17 protein-coding genes and 1 pseudogene are annotated in these 23,116 nt (G+C 71.8%); 3 read left to right on the forward strand and 15 right to left on the reverse strand.

The features are described 5' to 3' along the window. Window positions 1-242: 242 nt before the first annotated feature. From ACRAS8_RS10755 to ureA, 5 genes are all read right to left on the reverse strand, one after another. Window positions 243-1,559: an MFS transporter gene (locus ACRAS8_RS10755; protein ID WP_438485711.1), complete on the reverse strand. Its 1,317-nt coding sequence runs from the start codon at window positions 1,557-1,559 to the stop codon at window positions 243-245. 102 nt (window positions 1,560-1,661) lie between these two features. Beyond that, on the reverse strand, window positions 1,662-2,279 hold the full coding sequence (locus ACRAS8_RS10760) for a TetR/AcrR family transcriptional regulator (protein WP_438485712.1): 618 nt from the start codon (window positions 2,277-2,279) through the stop codon (window positions 1,662-1,664). A 32-nt stretch (window positions 2,280-2,311) separates the two neighbouring features. After that, window positions 2,312-3,352, reverse strand: coding sequence for an agmatine deiminase family protein (locus ACRAS8_RS10765; RefSeq protein ID WP_438485713.1), 1,041 nt, complete (start codon window positions 3,350-3,352; stop codon window positions 2,312-2,314). A gap of 88 nt (window positions 3,353-3,440) precedes the next feature. Next, window positions 3,441-5,129: an urease subunit alpha gene (locus ACRAS8_RS10770; protein ID WP_438485714.1), complete on the reverse strand. Its 1,689-nt coding sequence runs from the start codon at window positions 5,127-5,129 to the stop codon at window positions 3,441-3,443. After that, the gene (gene ureA / locus ACRAS8_RS10775; RefSeq protein ID WP_438485715.1) at window positions 5,126-5,833 is read right to left on the reverse strand and encodes an urease subunit gamma; all 708 of its coding nucleotides are present in this window, start codon (window positions 5,831-5,833) and stop codon (window positions 5,126-5,128) included. Before ureA ends, ACRAS8_RS10770 begins: the two co-directional genes overlap by 4 nt. A 282-nt stretch (window positions 5,834-6,115) precedes the next feature. Between ureA and ACRAS8_RS10780 the strand changes: the two are divergent. Further along, window positions 6,116-7,601: pseudogene (locus ACRAS8_RS10780) on the forward strand (cytosine permease). A 75-nt stretch (window positions 7,602-7,676) separates the two neighbouring features. Here the strand turns inward: ACRAS8_RS10780 and ACRAS8_RS10785 are convergent. The 5 genes from ACRAS8_RS10785 to ACRAS8_RS10805 all read right to left on the reverse strand — a co-directional run bounded on the left by ACRAS8_RS10785 (window position 7,677) and on the right by ACRAS8_RS10805 (window position 13,366). Beyond that, window positions 7,677-8,765 (reverse strand): branched-chain amino acid aminotransferase, encoded by a 1,089-nt coding sequence (locus ACRAS8_RS10785; RefSeq protein WP_438485716.1) that lies wholly within the window; start codon window positions 8,763-8,765, stop codon window positions 7,677-7,679. Between the two features lie 203 nt (window positions 8,766-8,968). Further along, window positions 8,969-10,009, reverse strand: coding sequence for a 3-isopropylmalate dehydrogenase (locus ACRAS8_RS10790; protein WP_438485717.1), 1,041 nt, complete (start codon window positions 10,007-10,009; stop codon window positions 8,969-8,971). A gap of 83 nt (window positions 10,010-10,092) precedes the next feature. Continuing rightward, window positions 10,093-10,224 carry a hypothetical protein gene (locus ACRAS8_RS10795; protein ID WP_438485718.1) on the reverse strand — a complete coding sequence of 44 codons (132 nt, stop codon included), beginning with the start codon at window positions 10,222-10,224 and terminating at the stop codon, window positions 10,093-10,095. A 344-nt stretch (window positions 10,225-10,568) separates the two neighbouring features. Next, window positions 10,569-12,209 (reverse strand): L-glutamate gamma-semialdehyde dehydrogenase, encoded by a 1,641-nt coding sequence (gene pruA / locus ACRAS8_RS10800; protein ID WP_438485719.1) that lies wholly within the window; start codon window positions 12,207-12,209, stop codon window positions 10,569-10,571. A 230-nt stretch (window positions 12,210-12,439) separates the two neighbouring features. Next, a complete protein-coding gene (locus ACRAS8_RS10805; RefSeq protein ID WP_438485720.1) occupies window positions 12,440-13,366 on the reverse strand; it encodes a proline dehydrogenase family protein in 927 nt (308 codons plus the stop codon). Between the two features lie 209 nt (window positions 13,367-13,575). Between ACRAS8_RS10805 and ACRAS8_RS10810 the strand changes: the two genes are divergently transcribed. Further along, window positions 13,576-14,820, forward strand: a complete 1,245-nt coding sequence (locus ACRAS8_RS10810; protein ID WP_438485721.1) for a PucR family transcriptional regulator — start codon at window positions 13,576-13,578, stop codon at window positions 14,818-14,820. A 259-nt stretch (window positions 14,821-15,079) separates the two neighbouring features. Next, entirely contained in the window at window positions 15,080-16,807 is a 1,728-nt protein-coding gene (locus ACRAS8_RS10815) for a TIGR03767 family metallophosphoesterase (RefSeq protein ID WP_438485722.1), read from the forward strand. Between the two features lie 19 nt (window positions 16,808-16,826). On the opposite strand, the gene ACRAS8_RS10820 is transcribed toward ACRAS8_RS10815, so the two are convergent. The 5 genes from ACRAS8_RS10820 to ACRAS8_RS10840 all read right to left on the reverse strand — a co-directional run bounded on the left by ACRAS8_RS10820 (window position 16,827) and on the right by ACRAS8_RS10840 (window position 22,896). Continuing rightward, window positions 16,827-17,180, reverse strand: coding sequence for a PRC-barrel domain-containing protein (locus ACRAS8_RS10820; protein ID WP_438485723.1), 354 nt, complete (start codon window positions 17,178-17,180; stop codon window positions 16,827-16,829). A 284-nt stretch (window positions 17,181-17,464) separates the two neighbouring features. Then, entirely contained in the window at window positions 17,465-19,069 is a 1,605-nt protein-coding gene (gene serA / locus ACRAS8_RS10825) for a phosphoglycerate dehydrogenase (protein WP_438485724.1), read from the reverse strand. Window positions 19,070-19,363: 294 nt separating this feature from the next. Beyond that, window positions 19,364-20,362, reverse strand: a complete 999-nt coding sequence (gene ilvC / locus ACRAS8_RS10830) for a ketol-acid reductoisomerase (protein ID WP_438485725.1) — start codon at window positions 20,360-20,362, stop codon at window positions 19,364-19,366. 102 nt (window positions 20,363-20,464) lie between these two features. Continuing rightward, window positions 20,465-20,989 (reverse strand): acetolactate synthase small subunit, encoded by a 525-nt coding sequence (ilvN, locus tag ACRAS8_RS10835; RefSeq protein ID WP_018539187.1) that lies wholly within the window; start codon window positions 20,987-20,989, stop codon window positions 20,465-20,467. A 50-nt stretch (window positions 20,990-21,039) separates the two neighbouring features. Beyond that, on the reverse strand, window positions 21,040-22,896 hold the full coding sequence (locus ACRAS8_RS10840) for an acetolactate synthase large subunit (RefSeq protein WP_438485726.1): 1,857 nt from the start codon (window positions 22,894-22,896) through the stop codon (window positions 21,040-21,042). Window positions 22,897-23,116 lie beyond the last annotated feature (220 nt).

The following is a 23,116-nucleotide window of genomic DNA, read 5'->3' on the forward strand; positions in this document are numbered from 1 at the left end:
CCGGTTCCACCGTCCCTCCATGATCCCTCGCGCTCCGCCTCCGGTGCACGGGTGGGCCCGGAAACGAAAAGACCTCTCGCGGGTGCGAGAGGTCTGCGCGCGGGTCGGGGACGACGATGGCCGCGCCGTACTCGGTTCGTACGGGACGGTCACTGCGGACCGGCGCGCCTGCTGCCAATAATCATGGCGAACGAGAGCACGGGGGCAGTCTGGCACACGACCGCCCCGTGCTCTCGTTCGTCTCAGGATGCGAGCACGCGCTCGGCGCTGCCGTCGCCGCTGCCCCTGCCGACCCGGTGCAGGTCGATGGTCCGGGTCTCCCGCATCGTCAGGTAGACGATCAGGGAGACGGCCGCGCAGCCGGAGACGTACCAGTAGTAGCCGGACTCGATGCCGCCGTTCTTGAACCACAGGGCGACATATTCCGCGGTGCCGCCGAAGAGGGCGTTGGCGATGGCGTAGGGCAGGGCGACGCCCAGCGCGCGGATGCCGGTGGGGAACAGCTCGGCCTTCACACAGGCGTTGATCGAGGTGTAGCCGGTGACGACGAGCAGGGCCAGCAGGGAGAGGCCGAGGGCCGGCCAGAAGCTGCCGGCGTGCTTGAGCAGCGTCATGATCGGCACGGTCAGGAAGGTGGAGCCGAGGGCGAAGGTGATCAGCAGCGGGCGGCGGCCGATCCGGTCGGAGAGCCGGCCGGCCAGCGGCTGGAGGCACATGAAGAGGAACAGCGCGCAGAAGCTCACCAGGGAGGCGGTGGGCTTGGACAGTCCGGCGGTGCCCGAGAGGTACTTGGTGAGGTAGGTGGTGTACGTGTAGTACGCCACCGTGCCGCCCATCGTGAGGGCGACGACGAGGAACGCCTCACGCTTGTGGGCCCACAGGGCCTTCATGGTGCCGCGGTCGGGGTCGTTCCGGGCGTGGTCGTCGTCGGCGTAGACGTCGGCCTCCAGCATGCTGCGGCGGAGGTAGAAGACGATGCCGGCGCCGAGCGCGCCCACGATGAACGGGATCCGCCAGGCCCAACTGTGCAGCGCCTGCTCGGACATGCCGCGCTGGAGGATGATCTGCAGGCCCAGGCCCAGCAGCTGGCCGGCGGTCATCGACACGTACTGGAAGCTGGAGGCGAAGCCGCGGCGGTCCGGCGCGGACGCCTCGGTGAGGTAGGTGGCGCTGGCCGCGTACTCGCCGCCGACGGAGAGTCCCTGGAGCATCCGGGCCACGAGCAGCACGGCGATCCCGCCGTAGCCGGCGACGGCGTAGGTGGGGGCGACGGCGATCAGGACGGCGGAGGCGGACATCAGGGTCACGGTGAGGGTGAGCGCGGCCTTGCGGCCCCGGCGGTCACCGACCCGGCCGAGCAGCCAGCCGCCGACCGGGCGCATGAAGAAGCCGACGGCGAAGATCCCCATGGTGTTCATGAGGTTGGCGGTGTCGTTCCCCTTGGGGAAGAACGCGTCGGCGAAGTACACCGCGAAACTGGCGTAGACGAACCAGTCGAACCACTCGACCATGTTGCCGGCCGAGCCGACCCAGATCTTCTTCCATTGCTCTCGTCCCATAGCCGATCACGGTCGCGGAGAGCGGGCCGGTCGGCAAGGGCCGGGTCGGCAACGATCCCGCGTACTTGCGTGCGTTGCGGTCACGGCGGCGGGGCGCGGGCGTCAGGCCGGGGGCGGGGTGAGGGCCTCGTCGAGGAAGTGCCGGACCTCCTCGCGGACCTGCGCGCGGTCGGTGCCGGGGAGGCCGACGACGAGGTGGGTGCCGAAGCCGTCGAGCAGGGCCCGGGTGCGGGTGGCGAGGCGTTCCGCGTCGACGGGCCGGAACTCGCCCTTGGAGGCACCCTCGACCAGCAGGGCGACCAGGTCGCGGTGCCAGGCCAGCTCCAGGTCGAGCTGGCGCTCGCGGGTCTCGTCGTCGGCGTTCTGGGAGCGGACCCAGACCTCCAGCCACAGGGTCCAGCGGGGGTCGCGGTGGCCTTCGGGGAGGTAGAGGTCGATCAGGGCGTCGAGCCGTTCGCGGGCGGAGACCCGGCGGGCGAGGGCGGCCCGGCGCTCGGTGCCGAGCTGCTCCTCGCTCCACTGGAGGGTCTGGAGCAGCAGCTCGTCCTTGGTACCGAAGTAGTAGAGGATGTGGCCGCTGCTCATGCCGACCTCGCGGCCCAGTCCCGCCATGGTCAGCCGGTCCAGGCCCTCGGCGGCGATGGTGGCCATCGCGGCGGCCAGCACCTGTTCGCGCGGCTGGCTGAGCCGCCGCCGGGGACGGCGTACGGGACCGGGCACGGGGACCTCCGGGGTCGGGACGGGCCTGGTGGTCAGACCTTGGGCTGCTGCTGGGTGATGCAGTGGATGCCGCCACCCGCTGCGAAGATCGTACGGGCGTCGACGAGGGTGACGGTGCGGTCGGGGAACAGCCGGCGGAAGAGCGCGGCCGCCTCCTCGTCGCGCGGGTCGTCGAAGGCGCACAGCACGATGCCGCCGTTGCACTGCAGGTGATTGATGTAGGAGTAGTCGACCGGTTCACCGTCCTGCTCCAGGACGGTGGGGGCGGGGATCTCGACGACCTCCAGTTGCCGGCCGCGGGCGTCGGTGGCGGCGCGCAGCATCTTGGCGATCTCGTTGCAGATGGCGTGGTCGGGGTGGTCGGGGTCGGGCTGGGTGTGGACCATGACCACGCCGGGGCGGGCGAAGGCGGCGACGATGTCCACATGCCCGCGGGTGCCGAACCGGCCGTAGTCGGCGTACAGGCCGCGCGGCAGCCAGATGGCCTTGGTGGTGCCGAGGTGGGCGTGGATCTCGGCCTCGACCTCCTCCTTGGTGCGGCCGGGGTTGCGGCCCGGGTCGAGCTGCACGGTCTCGGTGAGCAGGACGGTGCCCTCGCCGTCGACGTGGATGCCGCCGCCCTCGTTGACGAGGGAGGTGGCGTAGCGGCGGGCACCGGCGAGCCCGGCGACCTGTTCGGCGATCTTCGCGTCGCGGTCCCAGGCGGCCCATTCCTGGGCGCCCCAGCCGTTGAACACCCAGTCCACGGCGGCGAGTTCGCCCCGGCCGTTGGTGAGGAAGGTGGGGCCGATGTCGCGCATCCAGGCGTCGTCGAGGGGGCGTTCGACGAGGTCGATGCCGGGGCCGAGGAGGGCGCGGGCGCCGTCCAGCCGGCCGGAGCCGGCGACGACGGTGACCGGTTCGTACCGCCGGACGGCGCGGGCGACGGCGGCCCAGGCGCGGCGGGCCCCGGCGAGTGTCTCGCCGCCCTCGGCGCCGAAGGTGAAGTTGGGGCCGGGCCAGGCCATCCAGGTGCGCTCGTGCGGGGCCCACTCGGGGGGCATGCGGAAGCCGTCGGCGGCGGGGGTGTTCATACGGGTCCTCGGTCGTGGTGAGGTGCGCGCGGGGTCGCGGGGCGGACGGGGTGGGGTGGCGGGCCGGCACGGCGGTACGGCGGTGGCGTCAGAGGAAGTACAGCCGGGACAGCGAGACGGTGTCGGCGGGTTCGGAGCGCACCGGGTCGCCGTCGAGGGTGACCAGTCCGGTGCGTGCGTCGACCTGGACGTCGCCGACCCGGGAGTTGCGGAGCAGGTCGCGGGGGCCGATGCCGCGGGTGCCGCGGACGGCGACCCGGCGCCGGCGGCTGGGCAGGGTGTCGCCGCCCTGTGCGGCCGCGGCGCCGGCGACGAAGGCCACCGAGATCTCCGCGGGGGTCGCGCCGTGCGCGCCGAACTGCGGGCCGAGCACGAGGGGTTCACAGGTGTCGGTGGCGGCGTTGGGGTCGCCGGTGACGCCGTAGGCGGGGAAGCCGGACTTCAGGACCAGCTGCGGTTTGGCGCCGAAGAACTGCGGCTTCCACAGCACGAGGTCGGCCATCTTGCCGACCTCGATCGAGCCGATCTCGTGCGAGAGGCCATGGGCGATGGCGGGGTTGATGGTGAGTTTGGCGAGGTAGCGGAGCACCCGGGCATTGTCGTCGTGGGCGCCGTCGCCGTCGGTGGGGCCGAGTTCGGCCTTCATCTTGCCGGCCATGGCGAAGGTGCGGCGGACGGTCTCGCCGGCCCGGCCCATGCCCTGGGCGTCGGAGGAGGTGATGCCGATCGCCCCGAGGTCGTGGAGGACGTCCTCGGCGCCCATGGTGCCGGCGCGGATCCGGTCGCGGGCCATGGCGGCGTCGCCGGGCAGGTCGGTCTTCAGGTCGTGGACCGAGACGATCATGCCGTAGTGCTCGGCGACCGCGTCCCGCCCGAAGGGGAGGGTCGGATTGGTGGACGAGCCGATGACGTTCGGCACGCCGGCCATCTTCAGGACGTTGGGGACGTGTCCGCCGCCGCAGCCCTCGATGTGGAAGGCGTGGATGGTGCGGCCGTCCAGGACGCGCAGGGTGTCCTCGACGGTGAGGCACTCGTTGAGGCCGTCGCTGTGCAGGGCGACCTGGACGTCGTGCTCCTCGGCGACCCGCAGCGCGGTGTCCAGGGCGCGGGCGTGCGCGCCCATGTCCTCGTGGACCTTGAAGCCCAGGGCGCCGCCCTCGGCCAGCGCCTCGACGAGCGGGGCCTCGCCGGAGGACGAACCGCGGCCCAGGAAGCCGATGTTGACCGGCCAGGCGTCGAAGGCGCCGAAGGCGTGGCCCAGCGCCCAGGGGGAGTTGACGCCGACGCCCCAGACGGGGCCGAACTCCTGGCCGATGACGGTCGTCACTCCGGAGGCGAGCGAGGCTTCCATGACGCGGGGGGACAGCAGGTGGACATGGGTGTCCACGGCGCCCGCGGTGGCGATCAGGCCCTCGCCGGAGACGATGGACGTGCCGGTGCCGACCACGACCTCGACCCCGTCGAGGGTGTCGGGGTTGCCGGCCCGTCCGATGGCGTGAATGCGCCCCTCGCGGATGCCGACGGACGTCTTGCGGATGCCCTGGACGGCGTCGATGACCAGCACGTTGCTGATCACGATGTCGCAGGTCTCGCGGAGCGAGGCGGCCTTGAGGTGCAGTCCGTCGCGGGCGGTCTTGCCGAAGCCGGCCAGGAACTCGTCGCCGGGCTTCTGGGAGTCGGACTCGACCCGGACGACGAGTCCGGAGTCGCCGAGGACCACCCGGTCGCCGGCCCGCGGGCCGTGCACCGAGGCGTACTCGTGCGGGTCGATGGTCATGCCTGCTCCTCCGCTCCCAGGTAGCCGCAGGCGGCGGCCCGCCGCAGCGCTTCGGCCTTGGCGCCCGGCGCGTCGAGCGGGCCGTCGACCAGGCCGGCGAAGCCGATCGCGATCCGGGCGCCGCCGATCGGCACCAGGCCGACCTCCGAGGACCCGCCGGGGTCGAACCGCACGGACGAGCCGGCCGGGACGCACAGCCGCATGCCGTAGGCGGCGGCGCGGTCGAACGCCAGCCGGGGGTTGGCCTCGAAGAAGTGGAAGTGCGAGGTGACGCTGATCGGCACGGTCGCGGTGTTGCGCACCGCGACGACGACGGCGGGCTCGGGCTCCGGGCCGGCGGGGCCGGGCAGCACGGCGCCGGGCGCGGGCGCCGGCTCCTCGCCGGTCCCGGCGGCGGGCCCGGCGCCGATCGGGTCGGTGACCACCGCGAGCCGGGAGCCGTCGTCGAAGACGGCCTCGACGTGCACCTCGGTGACGATGTCGGCCACGCCCGGCAGGACGTCCTCCGGGCCGAGCACGGCGCGGGCCGCCTCGATGGCCTGCGCGAGGCGGCGCCCGTCCCGCGCCGCCTCGCAGACCGTGTCCGCGATCAGCGCGGTCGCCTCGGGGACGTTGAGTCTCAGTCCGCGGGCCCGGCGCGCCCGCGCCAGTTCGGCGGCGCCGAACAGCAGCAGCCGGTCGCGTTCCGTGGGGGTGAGCCGCATCCGATCACTTCCTCCCGTGCGCATCGAGCGTCGCGAATTGAGCGTCACTCTAACTCGGAATTCGTCATTCCGAAACCATTGACCTGGGCAGCAACGGTGCCTCATATTGAGCGTCGCTCTGGAACGTGGCTTGAACTGATCCTTTTTAGAGCATCACTCAAATGATCTCGCGGCAGCGAGCACGCGCTTCGTAGGCACCGCCGAACGAAGCCCTTGTCCACGACGGAGCACCGCGCCCAGCACCGCTTCTCATCTCTGTTCCGGCCTCTCAGGGGAGCCCTCATGCCGATAGAACAACGCGGAGTCGACACCATCCCGGATGACAGGGGGGCACCTCCCTGCTCGAACGAAGTTGAGAGCTTGGGGGAGCACCAGTGGTCCGCGCGACCTGGTCTCGATCCTGCTCGGCTCGAACCTCGCCCTCGGCGTGGTGATCTTCGGCTGGCTGCCGGTCTCCTTCGGCCTCGGCTTCTGGGGCTCGGTCACCTCCCTCACGGCCGGCACCCTGGTCGGCGCGCTGCTGACCGCGCCGCTCGCGCTGGTCTCGCTGCGCAGCGCGACCAACCTCTCCACCAGCAGCGGCGCCTTCTTCGGCGTCCGCGGCCGGCTCATCGGCTCGGTGATCGGCCTGCTGCTCTCGCTCGGCTACACCGCGCTGACCCTCTGGGTCGGCGGGGACGCGATGGTCGGCGCTCTGCACCGCCTGCTCGGCCTGCCGGCGGACGGGGCGGCGTACACGGTCGTCTACGCGGTGCTGGCGGCGGCCACCGCCGTCGGCGCGGTCTACGGCTACAAGGTGCTGCTGCGGCTGAGCAAGGTGCTCTCGGTCGGCCTGACGCTGCTGCTGATCGTGGGCGTCTTCGCCTACGCGCACCACTTCTCCACCGCCCCGGTGCACGGCGTGCCCTACGCGTTGGGCGGCTACTGGCAGACCTGGCTGCTCTCCGCGGTCTCCGCCGGACTGAGCGGCCCGATCGCCTTCATCACCCTGCTCGGCGACTACAGCCGCTACATCTCGCCCCGCCGCCACCGCCCAGGGGCGGTCTACGGCGCCACCTACCTGGGCCTGGTGCTGGGCCTGCTGGTGCCGCAGCTGTTCGGGACGTTCAGCGCGCTCGCGGTCGGCGCCGGCTCCGACTTCGCCGGCCCGCTGGTCGCCGGCGCGCCCCTGTGGTACCTGGTCTTCCTGCTGCTCAACGCCTCGGCCGGCTCGGCCGGCAACTCCGGTCTGATGCTCTACAGCATGGGCCTGGACCTGGACGCGATCCTGCCGCGCGCCACCCGCACCCAGGCCACCTACGTCGTCGCCGGCCTCTCCACCGCGCTGGTCTACGCCGGCCACTTCCTGTGGGACGCGCAGAACGCGATGCCGTCCTTCGTCCTCCTGATGACCGCCATCGGCACCCCGTGGGCGGTCATCACCGTGCTCGGCTTCGTCCGCTGCCGCGGCGTCTACGACGCGGACTCGCTCCAGGTCTACAACCGCGGCACGATCGGCGGCGTGTACTGGTTCCGGGCCGGCTGGAACGTCCGGGCCACCGTCGCCTGGGCGCTGGGCTCCACGGTCGGCCTGCTGGGCGCGGGCTCCCCCTACGAGGGGCCGCTGCTGAAGTACACCGGCGGGATCGACATGAGCTTCCTGCTCGCCACCGCCGCCCTCGCCTACCTCGCGCTGGTCGCCGGGCAGCCGCGCCCGGTCCCGCCGCTGCGCGCCGCCGGTGCGGCCGGCGCCACGGCCGCGCGGGAGGCGCCCGCGGAGATCGGATGAACCGTCGGCCCGTCCGTACGCACACCGAGGCCGCCCCGGCATCGCGCCGGGGCGGCCTCGTTCTCCGTTTCGGCCTCAGCCGATGAGGTGCCGCCAGCCGTGGGCGTCCTCGGTGACCCCGCGCTGGATGTCCAGCAGCGCCTCACGCAGCTTCAGCGTGACCTCGCCCGGCTCGCCGCCGGACTGGGTCCACTCGGCGCCGTCGCGCTTGACCGTGCCGACCGGGGTGATCACCGCGGCGGTGCCGCAGGCGAAGACCTCGGTGAGCGTGCCCTCGGCGGAGTCCCGCTGCCACTGGTCGATGGAGATCCGCCCCTCCTCCGCCTCGTAGCCCAGGTCGCGGGCGACGGAGAGCAGCGAGTCGCGGGTGACGCCGGCGAGCAGCGAGCCGGTCAGCTTCGGGGTGACGATCCGGTCACCGTAGACGAAGTAGAGGTTCATCCCGCCGAGTTCCTCGACCCAGGTGTGCTCCACCGCGTCGAGGTAGGCGACCTGGTCGCAGCCGCGGGCCGCGGCCTCGGCCTGGGCCAGCAGCGACGCGGCGTAGTTGCCGCCGGTCTTGGCGTCGCCCATGCCGCCGGGGACGGCCCGCACCCGGTCCTCGGACAGCCAGATGGAGACCGGCTTGACGCCGCCGGGGAAGTACGCGCCGGCCGGCGAGGCGATGACGACGAAGAGGTACTCGGCGGCGGGCCTGACGCCCAGCCCGGCCTCGGTGGCGATCATGAACGGGCGCAGGTACAGCGACTCCTCGCCGCCGTGCGGCGGCACCCAGTCCTGGTCCTGCCGCACCAGCACGTCGCACGCCTCGACGAAGGTCTCGACCGGCAGCTCGGGCATGGCCAGCCGGCGGGCGGACGCCTGGAAGCGCCGGGCGTTGGCGTCCGGGCGGAAGGTGGCGACGCGGCCGTCGGGCTGGCGGTACGCCTTCAGGCCCTCGAAGATCTCCTGCGCGTAGTGCAGGACGTTGGTCGCCGGGTCGAGCGAGAGCGGACCGTACGGCACGAGCTGCCCGTCGTGCCAGCCGCGGCCCTCGGTCCACTTGATCGTCACCATGTGGTCGGTGAAGTGGCGGCCGAAGCCGGGGGCGGCCAGGATCCGCTCCCGCTCCGCCGCGGGCAGCGGGTGCGAGGAGGGCTTGAGCTCGATCGTGGGCGTCGTCATGTATCCGTGTCCTTCACTGCGTGGTCCGATACCTGCGCCGGCTGCGCCTGAGTATCCCGCCGGACGGCGGACCCTCGTCCGATTATCGCGCGCGGGCCTCCGCGGCCGGAACCGGTGTGCACGCCGGTGTGCACGCCCGCCTCGACGCGGCAGCGCCGGACCGTGACCGGCCCGGCGCTGGGGTCCCGCGGGTGCGTCGGGCGTCAGCCCGCCACGCGTGCCGCGATCGCGTCACCGATCTCGTCGGTGCTGCGCACCGTCCCGTCCCTGGCCTCCAGGTCGGCGGCGACCTCCGTCTCGATGCGGGCGGCCTGCTCCTCATGGCCGAGGTGGCGCAGCAGCAGGGCGACGGAGAGGATCGTGGCGGTCGGGTCGGCCTTGCCGGTGCCGGCGATGTCCGGCGCGGAGCCGTGCACCGGCTCGAACATCGACGGGAACGCGCCGGTGGGGTTGATGTTGCCGGACGCGGCCAGGCCGATGCCGCCGGTGACGGCCGCGGCGAGGTCGGTGAGGATGTCGCCGAAGAGGTTGTCGGTGACGATCACGTCGAACCGCTCGGGCTGGGTGACGAAGAAGATCGTCGCCGCGTCGACGTGCAGATAGTCGGTGGTGACCTCGGGGTACTCCTCGCCGACCCGGTCGAAGATCTTCTTCCACATGTGGCCGGCGTGGACCAGGACGTTGTTCTTGTGGACCAGGGTCAGCTTCCGGCGCGGGCGGGCCTTGGCCCGCTCGTAGGCGTCCCGGACCACGCGCTCCACGCCGTAGGCGGTGTTCACGCTGACCTCGGTGGCGACCTCGGCCGGGGTGCCGGTGCGCAGGCTGCCGCCGTTGCCGGTGTACGGGCCCTCGGTGCCCTCGCGGACGACGACGAAGTCGATCTCGGGGCGCCCGGCCAGCGGGGTGGCGGTGTTCGGGAAGAGCTTCGAGGGGCGCAGGTTGACGAAGTGGTCGAAGGCGAAGCGGAGTTTGAGCAGCAGCCCGCGCTCCAGGACGCCGGAGGGTACCGACGGGTCGCCGATCGCGCCGAGCAGGATCGCGTCGTGCTCCTTGAGCGCGGCCAGTTCCGCGTCCGGCAGGGTCTCGCCCGTGCGGTGCCAGCGCTTGGCCCCGAGGTCGTACTCCTTGGTTTCGAGCTTGACGTCCTCCGGGAGGACCGCGGTGAGGACCTTCAGGCCCTGCGCCACGACTTCCTGGCCGATTCCGTCACCGGGGATCACTGCGAGGCGAATGCTGCGAGACATGCCTGGACCCTACTCTCCGTCCCATGGATTGACACGTAACGTCCGGCATGCGGACAGTGCGCCCCGGTGCGGGGTCGGCGTGCTCAGTGTCCGGTCGCGCCGCCGTTGTCGCGGCGGTCGAGTGCGCGCTGGAGGGCGGCCGCGGCGTTGCGGCGGTCGGCGTCGCTGGTCTGACGGGAGGAGTGACGGGTCCTGCGGACGATGGTCTCGGCCATGATGCGCGTCTCCAATGCCAAAGCCCCGAGCAGTGCAGGGTGAGGTGAAGAGGGGTGGTGGTGCCAACGGCCGGAGGGGCGGGGGCCACGGCGCCGCAGGGGTCACCTGCGCGGGCGCGCCGGGCCGCATCCGCCTTCGCTGGATGCAGCGATCGTTCGGCTCCTACAAAGCTAGGACAGCCCGGCCGTGTTGTCTGCACAATTACTTGGGCTTCCTACTATTTGAGACGGCGATCATACCCGGAGCCGTTCCGCCGCAGCTCAGGAGGCGGTCCTGGGGTGCGCCGACGGCCGCGGCCCGGCACCCCCGAAGGAGTGCCGGGCCGCGGCCGTGCGGGTGGGCGTCAGCCCATGTGCGGGTAGCGGTAGTCGGTCGGCGGGACCAGGGTCTCCTTGATGGAGCGGGTGGAGGTCCAGCGCATCAGGTTCTGCTTGGCGCCGGCCTTGTCGTTGGTGCCGGAGGCGCGCCCGCCGCCGAACGGCTGCTGGCCGACCACGGCACCGGTGGGCTTGTCGTTGATGTAGAAGTTGCCGGCCGCGAAGCGCAGCTTCTCGCAGGTGCGGGCGGCGGCGGCGCGGTCCTGGGCGATGACGGCGCCGGTCAGGCCGTAGGCCGAGGCGGACTCCATCTGGTCGAGCATGGCCTCGTAGCCGCCCTCGACCGAGTCGTCGTAGACGTGGATGCCGAGGATCGGGCCGAAGTACTCGTCCTTGAAGATCTCGTTCTCCGGGTCGGTGGAGACCAGGACCGTCGGACGGACGAAGTAGCCCACGCTGTCGTCGTAGGTGCCGCCGGCCACGACCTCGACGGTCGGGTCGGCCTTGGCACGGTCGATCGCCGCCTTGTTCTTGGCGAAGGCCCGCTCGTCGATGACGGCACCCATGAAGTTCGCCAGGTCGGTGACGTCGCCCATGCTCAGGGCGTCGACCTCGGCGGCGAACTCCTCCTTGAACCCGGCGTTCCACAGGGAGGCCGGGACGTAGGCGCGGGAGGCCGCGGAGCACTTCTGGCCCTGGAACTCGAAGGCGCCGCGGGTCAGCGCGGTCTTCAGGACGGCGCGGTCGGCCGACGGGTGGGCGACGACGAAGTCCTTGCCGCCGGTCTCGCCGACCAGCCGCGGGTAGGTCTTGTACTTCTCGATGTTGGTGCCGACCGTCTTCCACAGGTACTGGAAGGTCTTCGTCGAGCCGGTGAAGTGGATGCCCGCCAGGTCGGGGTGGGCCAGGGCCACCTCGGAGACGTCCTTGCCGTCGCCGGTGACGAGGTTGATGACGCCCGGCGGCAGGCCGGCCTCCTCCAGCAGGCGCATCAGCAGCACCGCGGCGAGGGTCTGGGTCGGGGACGGCTTCCAGACCACGACGTTGCCCATGAGGGCGGGGGCGGTGGGGAGGTTGCCGGCGATCGCGGTGAAGTTGAAGGGGGTGATCGCGTAGACGAAGCCCTCCAGGGGGCGGTGGTCCGAGCGGTTCCACACGCCGGGGGCGTTCACCGGGGGCTGCTCGGCCAGGATCTGGCGCGCGAAGTGGACGTTGAAGCGCCAGAAGTCGACCAGCTCGCAGGGGGTGTCGATCTCGGCCTGCTGGGCGGTCTTGGACTGGCCGAGCATGGTGGCGGCGGCCATCGTCTCGCGCCAGGGGCCGGCCAGCAGGTCGGCGGCCTTGAGGATGATCGCGGCGCGGTCGTCGAAGGACATCGCGCGCCAGGCGGGGGCGGCGGCCAGCGCGGCGTCCACCGCGTCCTGGGCGTCCTGGACCGTGGCGTTGGCGTAGGTGCCCAGGCGGGCGGAGTGGTGGTGCGGCTGTACGACGTCGAAGCGCTCGCCGCCGCCCATCCGCCGCTCGCCGCCGATGGTCATGGGCAGCTCGATGGGGTTGCCGGCCAGCTCCTTGAGCTTGGCCTCCAGGCGGAATCGCTCCGGGCTGCCCGGGGCGTAGCTGTGCACCGGCTCGTTCACCGGCACGGGGACCTGGGTCACAGCGTCCATGGTGGCCGTGTCTCCTTACGCTTGCGATCGTCGTTCTCGATCGTTTCGTTGTCGTACGTCGGTGTACGTCGGTCATGCCGAGGCCGCTGCCACGGCGGGTGGCCGGCTGCGAGTGGCGCCGTCGGGATGTCCCTCTGTCGAGGTTCTACCCATATGGCACCAAAAGAGACAGTCAATCCCGTCTCAAATGAGCCGGTCAGCAGGGTGCCCGCGGGGGCACCCCGATTCCGTCAGCCGCGGGTCGCCAGGGACCTCAGGAAGAACGTCAGGTTGGCGGGGCGCTCGGCGAGGCGCCGCATGAAGTAGCCGTACCAGTCCGTTCCGTAGGGGATGTAGACCCGCATCCGGTGGCCCTCCTCCACCAGCCGCCGCTGCTCCGCCTCGCGGATGCCGAACAGCATCTGGAACTCGTAGTCGGCGGGCTTGCGGCCGTTGCGGTGGGCCAGCTCCTGGGCGACGGCGACCATCCGCGGGTCGTGGGACCCGATCATCGGGTAGCCCTGCCCGGCCATCAGGATCTTCAGGCAGCGCACATAGGCCCGGTCGACCTCCTGCTTGTCCTGGAACGCGACCGCCGCGGGCTCCTTGTACGCGCCCTTGACCAGCCGTACCCGAGAGCCTTCCCCGGCCAGCGCCCGGCAGTCGTCCTCGGTGCGGAAGAGATAGGACTGGAGCACCGCGCCCGTCTGGGGGAACCGCTCGCGCAGCGCCCCGAGGACGGCGAGGGTGGAGTCGACGGTGGTGTGGTCCTCCATGTCCAGCGTCACGGTCGTGCCGGCTTCGGCGGCGGCCTCGACCACCGGAGTGACGTTGCGCAGCGCGAGGTCGTGCCCGCCGGGCAGCGCCTGCCCGAACGCGGAGAGCTTCACCGACATCTCGGCCCTGGTGCCCAGGCCCAGTTCCTTGAGGGCGGCGGCGAGCTGGAGGTAGGCGTCGCGGTTGCGCAACGCCTCGGCCGGGTCGGTGATGTCCTCGCCGAGGTAATCGAGGGTGACCTCCATGCCGCGCGCGGCGAGGTTCCGTACGGCCGCCATCGACTCGTCCAGGCGCTCGCCCGCGACGAAGCGGTCCACCACGGGGCGGGTGACCGGAGCGGCCGCTACGACGCGGCGGATGCTGTCGCTGCGCGCGGCGGCGAGGAGCACGGGACCCAGCATGGGGCACCTCCACGATTCAGGATGACAAAAATGCCTGAGCCAACGCCGATCGGGCGCTCGCGGCGGCAAGATGAGCCACCTGAAATTTAAGGATCTCGCCACTTTCCGGCCATCGACAGCTGTCACGCCTTCGTGGCCGGCATCTCAGACAGATGTATGAGAATGGGGGGGGCAGGTGACGGCAGTGACAGGAGAGGGGTGGGGCGACTGTGCGCGGCGACTACCAGCAGTTGGTGGACGAGATCTCGGCGGCGCTCGGTGCGCCGGCGACGCTGGAGGACCGGGACTTCGGGCTGATCGCGTTCGGCGCGCACGAGGGCGAGGACGACGAGGTCATGGACCCGGTGCGGACCCGTTCGATCCTCCAGCGGCGGTCCTCCGCGGCGGTGCGCGCATGGTTCGAGGCGTTCGGGATCGCTCGTGCCACCGCGCCGCTGCGGATTCCGCCGGACCCGGCGGCCGGGGTGTTCCGCGGCCGGATCTGTCTGCCCGTGCGGCACGGGGGCGTGGTGCACGGCTATGTCTGGCTGCTCGACGACGGCCATCTGACCGATCTGGAGCTGGGCGGCGCCGGCACCCCGCCCGACCCGCGGATGGCCCAGGCGATGGAGACCGCCGCACGGATCGGCGCCCTGCTGGCCGACGAGACCCGGGCCGGCCACGAACTCGCCGAGGTGCTGCGGGAGTTGCTGACGTCCCCGGTCTCCGGCCGGGCCGCGGCGGCGGCCGCGCTGCGCGACGCCCTCCGGGACACCCTGCGCTTCACCCCCGGCACCCCGCTCACCCTCGTCGCGGTCCTCCCCTGGGACACCGCCGGGACCGACACCGCTCCCCTGCCGAGCCTGCCCGGGCTGCTCGCGGCCTGCCCGCTGCCCACCGGCCCGGCCGGGGACCGGGACCGGCCGGGCCCCGGCACCGCCGCGCTGGCCGGCCTGGTCCGGCTGCGCCAGACCGGCTCGCCGGCGCCGGCCCACGCGGCCGCCGAGCATCTGCTGCGCTCCCCGCGGGCGGGCGGCGGCCCGGCGGCGGCCGGGGCGCGCGGCCCGCGCAGCGCCGCCGGGATCGGCCTCGCCACCCGTGAGCCGGCCGAGCTCCCGGCGTCCTGGCGGCAGGCGCTGGCCGCGGCCCGCGCCGCCCGCGCCGAGCCCCCTCTGGGCCCCGTCGCCGAATGGGACGCCATAGGCGCCTACCGCCTGCTGACCGGCCTCCCGGATGCGGCGCCCGACCCGGCGGTCGGCCCGCTGCTGGCCCCCGCGCACGCCGAACTCGCCCGTACCGCCGAGGCGTTCCTGGACTGCGCCGGCCAGGCCGGCCGCACCGCCCAGTGGCTGGGCATCCACCGCCAGACCCTCTACTACCGCCTCGGCCGCGTCGAGAAACTGACCGGCCTCGACCTGGACGAGGGCGCCGACCGGCTGCTGCTCCACATGGCCCTCAAGGCGGCGCGACTCTGAGACTGGGGTGGGGCTGTGGGGCGGTCCTCCGAACTCGGCGGCAGGGGCGGGCCGTTCGGGGCGGGGCGCCGGCCGGCTGCCGGTTGTCCTGGAGTGCCCCGGGACGCCACCTGATGTCCATGAACCCGTTGTCCACAGGGCCTGTTGCCGGCCACTACCGGCAAGTAGCGTGTGCGCCGACCGAGGGTGCCCCCACCGCCTGACCGGCTTGCGGGACACCTCTGCCTGCCGTCATATACCGCAGCCCCAGGGGGATTTGATGCACGGGATGAACCGCCGCCAGTTCGTGTCCAGACTGTCCGCCGCGGTGGCGGGGGCCACGCTGTGGTCGGCGGCCTCCTCCGACCAGGCGCTGGCTCTCACCGCGGCGCGGGCCGTGCGCACCAAGGGCACCACCCTGGAGCAGGCCGCCCGCCCCGTCGGCAGCGGGGCGTACAAGCGGCTGGTGGCCGGGCCGGGCTGGCCGCTGGTGGTGCGCGGCGAGCTGGCCGCCGGGAGCGCCGGGCGGGACGACCGCCGGACCGGCCTCGCCTCCTTCGTGCAGTTCACCGACCTGCATCTGGCGGACGTCGAGTCGCCGGTCCGGTTCGAGTATCTGGCCCGGTTCAACGACAGTGCGCACCGCCCGCACGAGGCCCTGACCGTGCGCGGCGCCTCCTCGCTCGTCGAGCGGGTCAACGCGGTGCGCCGCGGCCCGTACACCGGGCTGCCGTTCGGCTCGGTGATGGCCACCGGCGACAACACCGACAACCACGAGCGGATCGAGCTCGACTGGTATCTGACGGTGATGAGCGGCGGCCGGATCACCCCCAGCAGCGGCGACCCCCGGCGCTACGAGGGCGTGCAGAACTCCGGCAACGCGGCGTACTGGAACCCGGAGTCGGCGCTGCGGGACGCCTACAAGGCCAAGGGGCTGCCGCAGATACCGGGCTTCCTGTCGGGCGCGGCCCGCCCGTTCACCGCGCCTGGCCTGGCCGTCCCCTGGTACACCACGGTCGGCAACCACGACGACAGCATCGAGGGCTCCCTGCCCGACCTCGGGCTGCTGGGCGAGCTCTACACCGGCGACCGGAAGCTGGAGGGGTGCGACGACACCACCGCGGCCCGGCTCGCGGACGCCCTCGAGCACGACCCGGCACACGCCGCGGCGCTGCTCGGCTCCCTGCTGACCGGCGGCGGCGCGATCCGCAAGATAACCCCGGACGAGCGGCGCCACCCCTTCACCCCGGCCGAGTTCGCCAGGGCCCATCTGGACCCGGCGTACACCGGCGCGGGCCCGGTGGGACACGGCTTCACCTCCGACGCGGCGGAAAGCGGCCGCCTCTACTACACCTTCCCGCTGGCCGAGGGCGTCCTGGGCGTCAGCCTGGACACCACCAACCGCGCGGGCTGGGCGGACGGTTCGCTGGGCACGGCGCAGCTGCGCTGGCTGGAGTCGGTGCTCCAGAAGCACAGCAGCCGCTGGTACGACGCCGACGGCCGCACGGTGCGCGGCAGCGGGGGCGACTCCCTGATCGTGCTGTTCAGCCACCACACCAGCGCCAGCATGGGCAATCTGCTGCCCGACCCCTACCGGCCCTTCGAGGCCCGGCACGACGGCAAGGCCCTGGTCGCCCTGCTCCAGCGCTACCCCAACGTGGTCGCCTGGGTGAACGGCCACACCCACGAGAACCGCATCACCCCGCACGCCCACGCCGTGCCCGAGCGTGCCTTCTGGGAGATCAACACCGCCTCGCACGTGGACTTCCCGCAGCACGCCCGGATCATCGAGCTGGCCGACAACGGCGACGGCACGCTGTCGCTGTTCACCACGCTCATCGAGTCCGCCGCCCCGTACGTCACGTCCGTCACCGACACCTCCGACGCCGGACTCGCCGCGCTCTACCGCGAGTTGTCCTACAACGACCCCTACGCCACACCGGACGCCAGGATCGGCACCGCCGCCGACCACAACACCGAGCTGCTGCTCTCCCGCCCCGGGAAGTGAGCCGGCCCGTCGCCGCCCGTCAGCCCTCCGTGCCGGCCGGCCCCGCCGGTCCCGGCCGGAGCAGCCCGTAGTGCCGGTAGAGCCGCTCCTCCTCGGACGGGTCGAGGTGGCCCTCGGCGTCGATCCTCGGTGCCGTCTTCATCGCCCCCTTGGTGTGCGGGACATGCAGTTCGTCGCCGGCCCGCCGGGCCCCGGCCAGCGGCACGAAGCTCTCCTTCAGCCCGAACAGCCCGGTCCGTACGGTGATCCACTCGGGCTCGTCGGTGGCGTCGTCCCGGTAGACCTGCTGGACGACGCCGACCTTGGCGCCCTCCGCGTCCACCACCCGCAGTCCGGTCAGGCCCTGCGACGTGCCGCCCAGGGGTGCGTTCATGGCGTCCCGCCTCCTTCCGCGCACCGGCTCCACCAGGGCACGCGCCGTGTCCCTCGCGCCCGCGGTTCCCATTGGGCGCCGGGCCCGCCGCGGCGGCGACTCGGGAGGCGCGGCGCCGCCGGGCCGCGGCCCCCGCTCGACGGCCCTGGCGGGTGCCGCCCGCTGCCATCCACCCCCGGCACCCGTTAACCCGTTCGAGTGAACGACCGCGGGGCCCTAGACGGCCGCGGGCCCGGCCCCGCCGAAGCGGGACCGGGCCCGTTGACCTGCGCGAACCGGGTGGCTCAGGGGGTGAGGTTCACCGCGCGCACCGAGGTCGCGCCGATCTCGTCGGAGATCTCGGCCAGCACGCTCGCCGGAATGGTGTCGTCGACCGTCAGCACGACCAGCGCCTCGCCGCCGACATCGGCCCGGGCGACCTGCATGCCGCCGATGTTGATGCCCGCCTCGCCCAGGATCCGGCCGACGGTGCCGACCACGCCGGGGCGGTCGGTGTAGCGCAGGAACGCCATGTGGTCGGCGAGCGCGAGGTCGATCGAGTGGTCGCCGACCGCCACGACCTTCTGGACGTTCTTGTGGCCGGCCAGTGTGCCGGAGATCGACACCTCCTCGCCGCTCGCGAGGGTGCCGCGGACGGTGACGACGTTGCGGTGCTCGGGCGACTCACTGCTGGTGGTCAGCCGCACCTCGACACCGCGCTCCTGCGCGAACAGCGGGGCGTTGACGTAGGACACCGTCTCGTCCACGACGTCCTCGAAGACGCCCTTGAGCGCGGAGAGTTCGAGCACCTTGACGTCGTGCTGGGTGATCTCGCCGTACACCTCGACGTCGAGGCGCAGGGCGACCTCGCCGGCCAGCGCGGTGAAGATCCGGCCCAGCCGCTCGGCCAGCGGCAGCCCCGGCTTGACGTCCTCGGCGATCACGCCGCCCTGGACGTTGACCGCGTCCGGGACCAGCTCGCCGGCGAGCGCCAGGCGGACGGACTTGGCGACCGCGATACCGGCCTTCTCCTGCGCCTCGCCGGTGGAGGCGCCCAGGTGCGGGGTGCACACGACCTGGTCGAAGGCGAAGAGCGGCGAGTCGGTGCAGGGCTCGACGGCGTACACGTCGAGGCCCGCGCCGGCCACCCGGCCCTCCTTGAGCGCGCTGGCCAGCGCCTCCTCGTCGACGATCCCGCCGCGGGCGGCGTTGACGATCCGGACCGTCGGCTTGACCTTGTGCAGCGCCTCGTCGCCGATCAGGCCGAGGGTCTCGGGCGTCTTGGGGAGGTGGACGGTGATGAAGTCCGAGACCGCCAGCAGCTCGTCCAGGGTCAGCAGCTTGACGCCCATCTGGGCGGCGCGGGCCGGCTGGACGTAGGGGTCGTAGGCCACGACCTTCATGCCGAAGGCGGACATCCGCTGGGCGACCAGGACGCCGATCCGGCCGAGGCCGACCACGCCTAGGGTCTTCTCGCTGAGCTCGACGCCGGTGTACTTGCTGCGCTTCCACTCGCCGTTCTTCAGCGCGGTGTTGGCCTGCGGGATGTTGCGGGCGGTGGCGACCAGCAGACCGCAGGCCAGCTCGGCGGCGGTGACGATGTTGGAGGTCGGGGCGTTGACGACCATCACGCCGGCCTTGGTGGCGGCGGAGACGTCGACGTTGTCCAGGCCGACGCCGGCCCGGGCGATGACCTTCAGCTTCCCGGCGGCGGCGATCGCCTCGGCGTCGACCTTGGTCGCGCTGCGCACGAGGACGGCGTCGACGTCGGCGATGGCGGGCAGCAGCTCGGCGCGGTCGGCGCCGTTGCAGTGCCGGATCTCGAAGTCCGGGCCGAGGGCGTCGACGGTGGCCGGCGAGAGCTCCTCGGCGATCAGTACAACGGGTTTACCCGGGTTGGCAGTGCTCACGTGGTCTTCAGTCCTCACTAGTACCTTCGCGGACGGCCGTCCCGACGGCCGAAGGCGGTAAGGGGGGAATGCCGCGTGGAAGACGCACGACGCTGTGAGCCTGACGCGCTTGTGTCGAGCAGTGTAGTGGCGGGGCACGGCACGCTCTGTGCCGGAGCGTAAGGATCACCCATGCGTGGTTCTACGCGGTGGACAAGCCGGCGGACGGGCCGGGCGGCCAGGGGTGCGGCGGCATACGGACACCATACGGACAAGGGGGCCGCGAACAGTGTCGCGACCCCCCTGTCCCACGGCTCACGCCTCGTCGTCCACCCAGCTCATCAGCTTGCGCAGCTTCTTGCCGGTGGTCTCCAGCAGGTGATCCTCGTCGGCCTTCTTGTACTCGTTGTACTTCGGCAGGCCGGCGTTGTACTCCGCCATCCAGTTGTTGGCGAAGGTGCCGTCCTGGATCTCGGCGAGCACCTTCTTCATCTCGGCCTTGGTGGTGTCGGTGATGATCCGCGGGCCGGTGACGTAGTCGCCCCACTCGGCGGTCTCGGAGACCGACCAGCGCATCTTCTCCAGGCCGCCCTCGTACATCAGGTCCACGATCAGCTTCAGCTCGTGGAGGCACTCGAAGTAGGCGATCTCGGGCTGGTAGCCCGCCTCGACCAGGGTCTCGAAACCGGCCTTGACCAGGGCGGCGGTGCCGCCGCAGAGCACGGCCTGCTCGCCGAACAGGTCGGTCTCGGTCTCCTCGGTGAAGGTGGTCTTGATGACGCCGGCGCGGGTGCCGCCGATGCCCTTGGCGTAGGAGAGCGCCAGCTCGAACGCCTTGCCGGTGGCGTCCTGCTCGACGGCGGCGATGCACGGCACGCCGCGGCCCTCTTCGTACTGACGGCGCACCAGGTGGCCCGGGCCCTTGGGGGCGACCATGCAGACGTCGACGCCCGCCGGGGCCTTGATGAAGCCGTAGCGGATGTTCAGGCCGTGGCCGAAGAACAGCGCGTCGCCGTCCTTGAGGTGCGGCTGGATGGACTCCTCGTAGACCTTGGCCTGGATCGGGTCCGGCACCAGGATCATGATGACGTCGGCCTCGGCGGCCGCCTCGGCCGGCGTCACCACGCGCAGGCCCTGCTCCTCGGCCTTGGCCCGGGACTTGGAGCCCTCGTGCAGACCGACGCGCACGTCGACGCCCGAGTCGCGCAGCGACAGCGCGTGGGCGTGCCCCTGGCTTCCGTAGCCGATGACCGCCACCTTGCGGTTCTGGATGATGGACAGGTCGGCGTCGTCGTCGTAGAACAGCTCGGCCACTTCGGGTATCTCCTTGGATCTAGCGGGGTGCCCACACAGTATGTCGGGCGGGGAAGGGAAGGTCTGGGGGTCTCGCGATACGGTCCGAACGGACCGCCGGAATCAGGCCGTACGGTCCAGCGCGCGCAGCGAGCGGTCGGTGATGGACCGGGCGCCACGGCCTATGGCGATGGTGCCGGACTGCACCAGTTCCTTGATGCCGAAGGGCTCCAGCATCCGGAGCATCGCCTCCAGCTTGTCGCTGGAGCCGGTGGCCTCGATCGTCACGGCCTCCGGCGAGACGTCCACGGTCTTGGCGCGGAAGAGCTGCACGATCTCGACGATCTGCGAGCGGGTCTCGTTGTCGGCGCGGACCTTGACCAGGACCAGTTCACGCTGGATGGCCGCGCCCGGCTCCAGTTCGACGATCTTCAGGACGTTGACGAGCTTGTTGAGCTGCTTGGTGACCTGCTCCAGGGGCAGCGACTCGACGCTGACCACGATGGTGATGCGGGAGATGTCGGGGTGCTCGGTGACCCCGACCGCCAGCGAGTCGATGTTGAAGCCGCGGCGGGAGAACAGCGCGGCGATCCGGGCGAGGATGCCGGGGGTGTTCTCCACCAGGACGGAGAGGGTGTGCTTGGACATGTCGTCTTCTCTCTTCTTCCGTGCGTCCGTGACGTCAGCGATACCGGGCTTCAGTCGTCTTCGCTGTCGCCGAAGTCGGGACGCACGCCCCGGGCGGCCATGACCTCGTCGTTGGAGGTGCCGGCCGCGACCATCGGCCACACCTGGGCATCCTCGTGGACGATGAAGTCGACCACCACCGGGCGGTCGTTGATGGCGTTGGCCTCTTCGATGACCTTGTCCAGCTCCGCGGGGTCCTCGCAGCGCAGTGCGGCGCAGCCCATCGCCTCGGCCAGTTTGACGAAGTCGGGGACGCGGGTGCCCTTGGCCTCGGGGTTGACGTCCTCGGGGCCGCTGTGCAGCACGGTGTTGGAGTAGCGCTGGTTGTAGAAGAGGGCCTGCCACTGGCGGACCATGCCCAGCGCGCCGTTGTTGATGATCGCGACCTTGATCGGGATGTTGTTCAGCGCGCAGGTGACCAGCTCCTGATTGGTCATCTGGAAGCAGCCGTCGCCGTCGATCGCCCAGACGGTGCGGTCCGGCATGCCGGCCTTGGCGCCCATCGCGGCGGGCACGGCGTAGCCCATGGTGCCGGCGCCGCCGGAGTTCAGCCAGGTGGCGGGCTGTTCGTAGTCGATGAAGTGGGCGGCCCACATCTGGTGCTGACCGACGCCCGCGGCGAAGATCGTGTCGGCCGGGGCGAGTTTCCCGATCCGCTCGATGACCTGCTGCGGGGAGAGGCTGCCGTCGTCGGGGAGGTCGTAGCCCAGCGGGTAGGTCTCCCGCCAGCGGTTGAGGTCCTTCCACCAGGCGTCATAGTCGCCCTTGTGGCCCGCCTCGTGCTCGGCCTGGACGGCGACGATCAGGTCGGCGATGACCTCGCGGGCGTCCCCGACGATCGGCACGTGCGCGGCGCGGTTCTTGCCGATCTCCGCCGGGTCGATGTCGGCGTGCACGACCTTGGCGTACGGGGCGAAGGAGTCCAGCTTGCCGGTGACCCGGTCGTCGAAGCGGGCGCCGAGGGTGATCAGCAGATCCGCCTTCTGCAGCGCGGCGACGGCGGTGACCGAGCCGTGCATGCCGGGCATGCCCAGGTGCTGGGGGTGGCTGTCGGGGAAGGCGCCCAGTGCCATCAGGGTGGTGGTGACCGGGGCGCCGGTCAGCTCGGCGAGCACCTTCAGCTCGGCGGTGGCGCCGGCCTTGAGGACGCCGCCGCCGACGTAGAGCACCGGGCGCCTGGACTCGGTGATCAGCCGGGCGGCCTCGCGGATCTGCTTGGCGTGCGGCTTGGTGACGGGGCGGTAGCCGGGCAGGTCGGTCTGCGGCGGCCAGACGAAGGTGGTCTGGGCCTGGAGGGCGTCCTTGGCGATGTCGACCAGGACCGGGCCGGGGCGGCCGGTGGAAGCGACGTGGAACGCCTCGGCGATCGTCCGGGGGATCTCGGCGGGGTCGGTGACCAGCCAGTTGTGCTTGGTGATCGGCATGGTGATGCCGCAGATGTCCGCCTCCTGGAAGGCGTCCGTGCCGATCGACTTGGAGGAGACCTGGCCGGTGATCGCGACCAGCGGGACGGAGTCCATGTGCGCGTCGGCGATCGGGGTGACGAGGTTGGTGGCGCCCGGCCCGGACGTCGCCATGCAGACCCCGACCTTGCCGGTGGCCTGGGCGTATCCGGTGGCGGCGTGTCCCGCGCCCTGCTCGTGCCGCACCAGCACGTGCCGGACCTTCGAGGAGTCCATCATCGGGTCGTACGCGGGGAGGATCGCACCGCCGGGGATGCCGAACACGGTGTCGGCCCCGACCTCCTCCAGCGAGCGGATGAGGGACTGCGCACCCGTGACGTGCTCGACGGTCGCGGGCTGCTGCGATCCGCCGGTGTGACGGGCCCGCGGCTGCGGATGGTGGGCCCCGTTGGCCTGCTCGGTCATCTGCGTCTCTTCTCGAAGCTGAGGGTTTTGTCGGGGTTTGTGAGGTTGCTGTGCAACAAAAAACCCCTCGTGCCGTGAGGCAAGCGAGGGGAGCGCGCCGGTGTGGTCAGCTGGGTTCGTCAGGGTCCCAGCTTCAGCCGACGCGCTTTCCAAGTACGAGAATTCGGGTGCGCATGGCACTGACCCTCCCCCTCCTGTGCACCGAGTGTCAAGTGGGTGG

The sequence above is a fragment of the Streptomyces sp. S186 genome (assembly GCF_051603415.1).
Classification (GTDB): domain Bacteria; phylum Actinomycetota; class Actinomycetes; order Streptomycetales; family Streptomycetaceae; genus Streptomyces.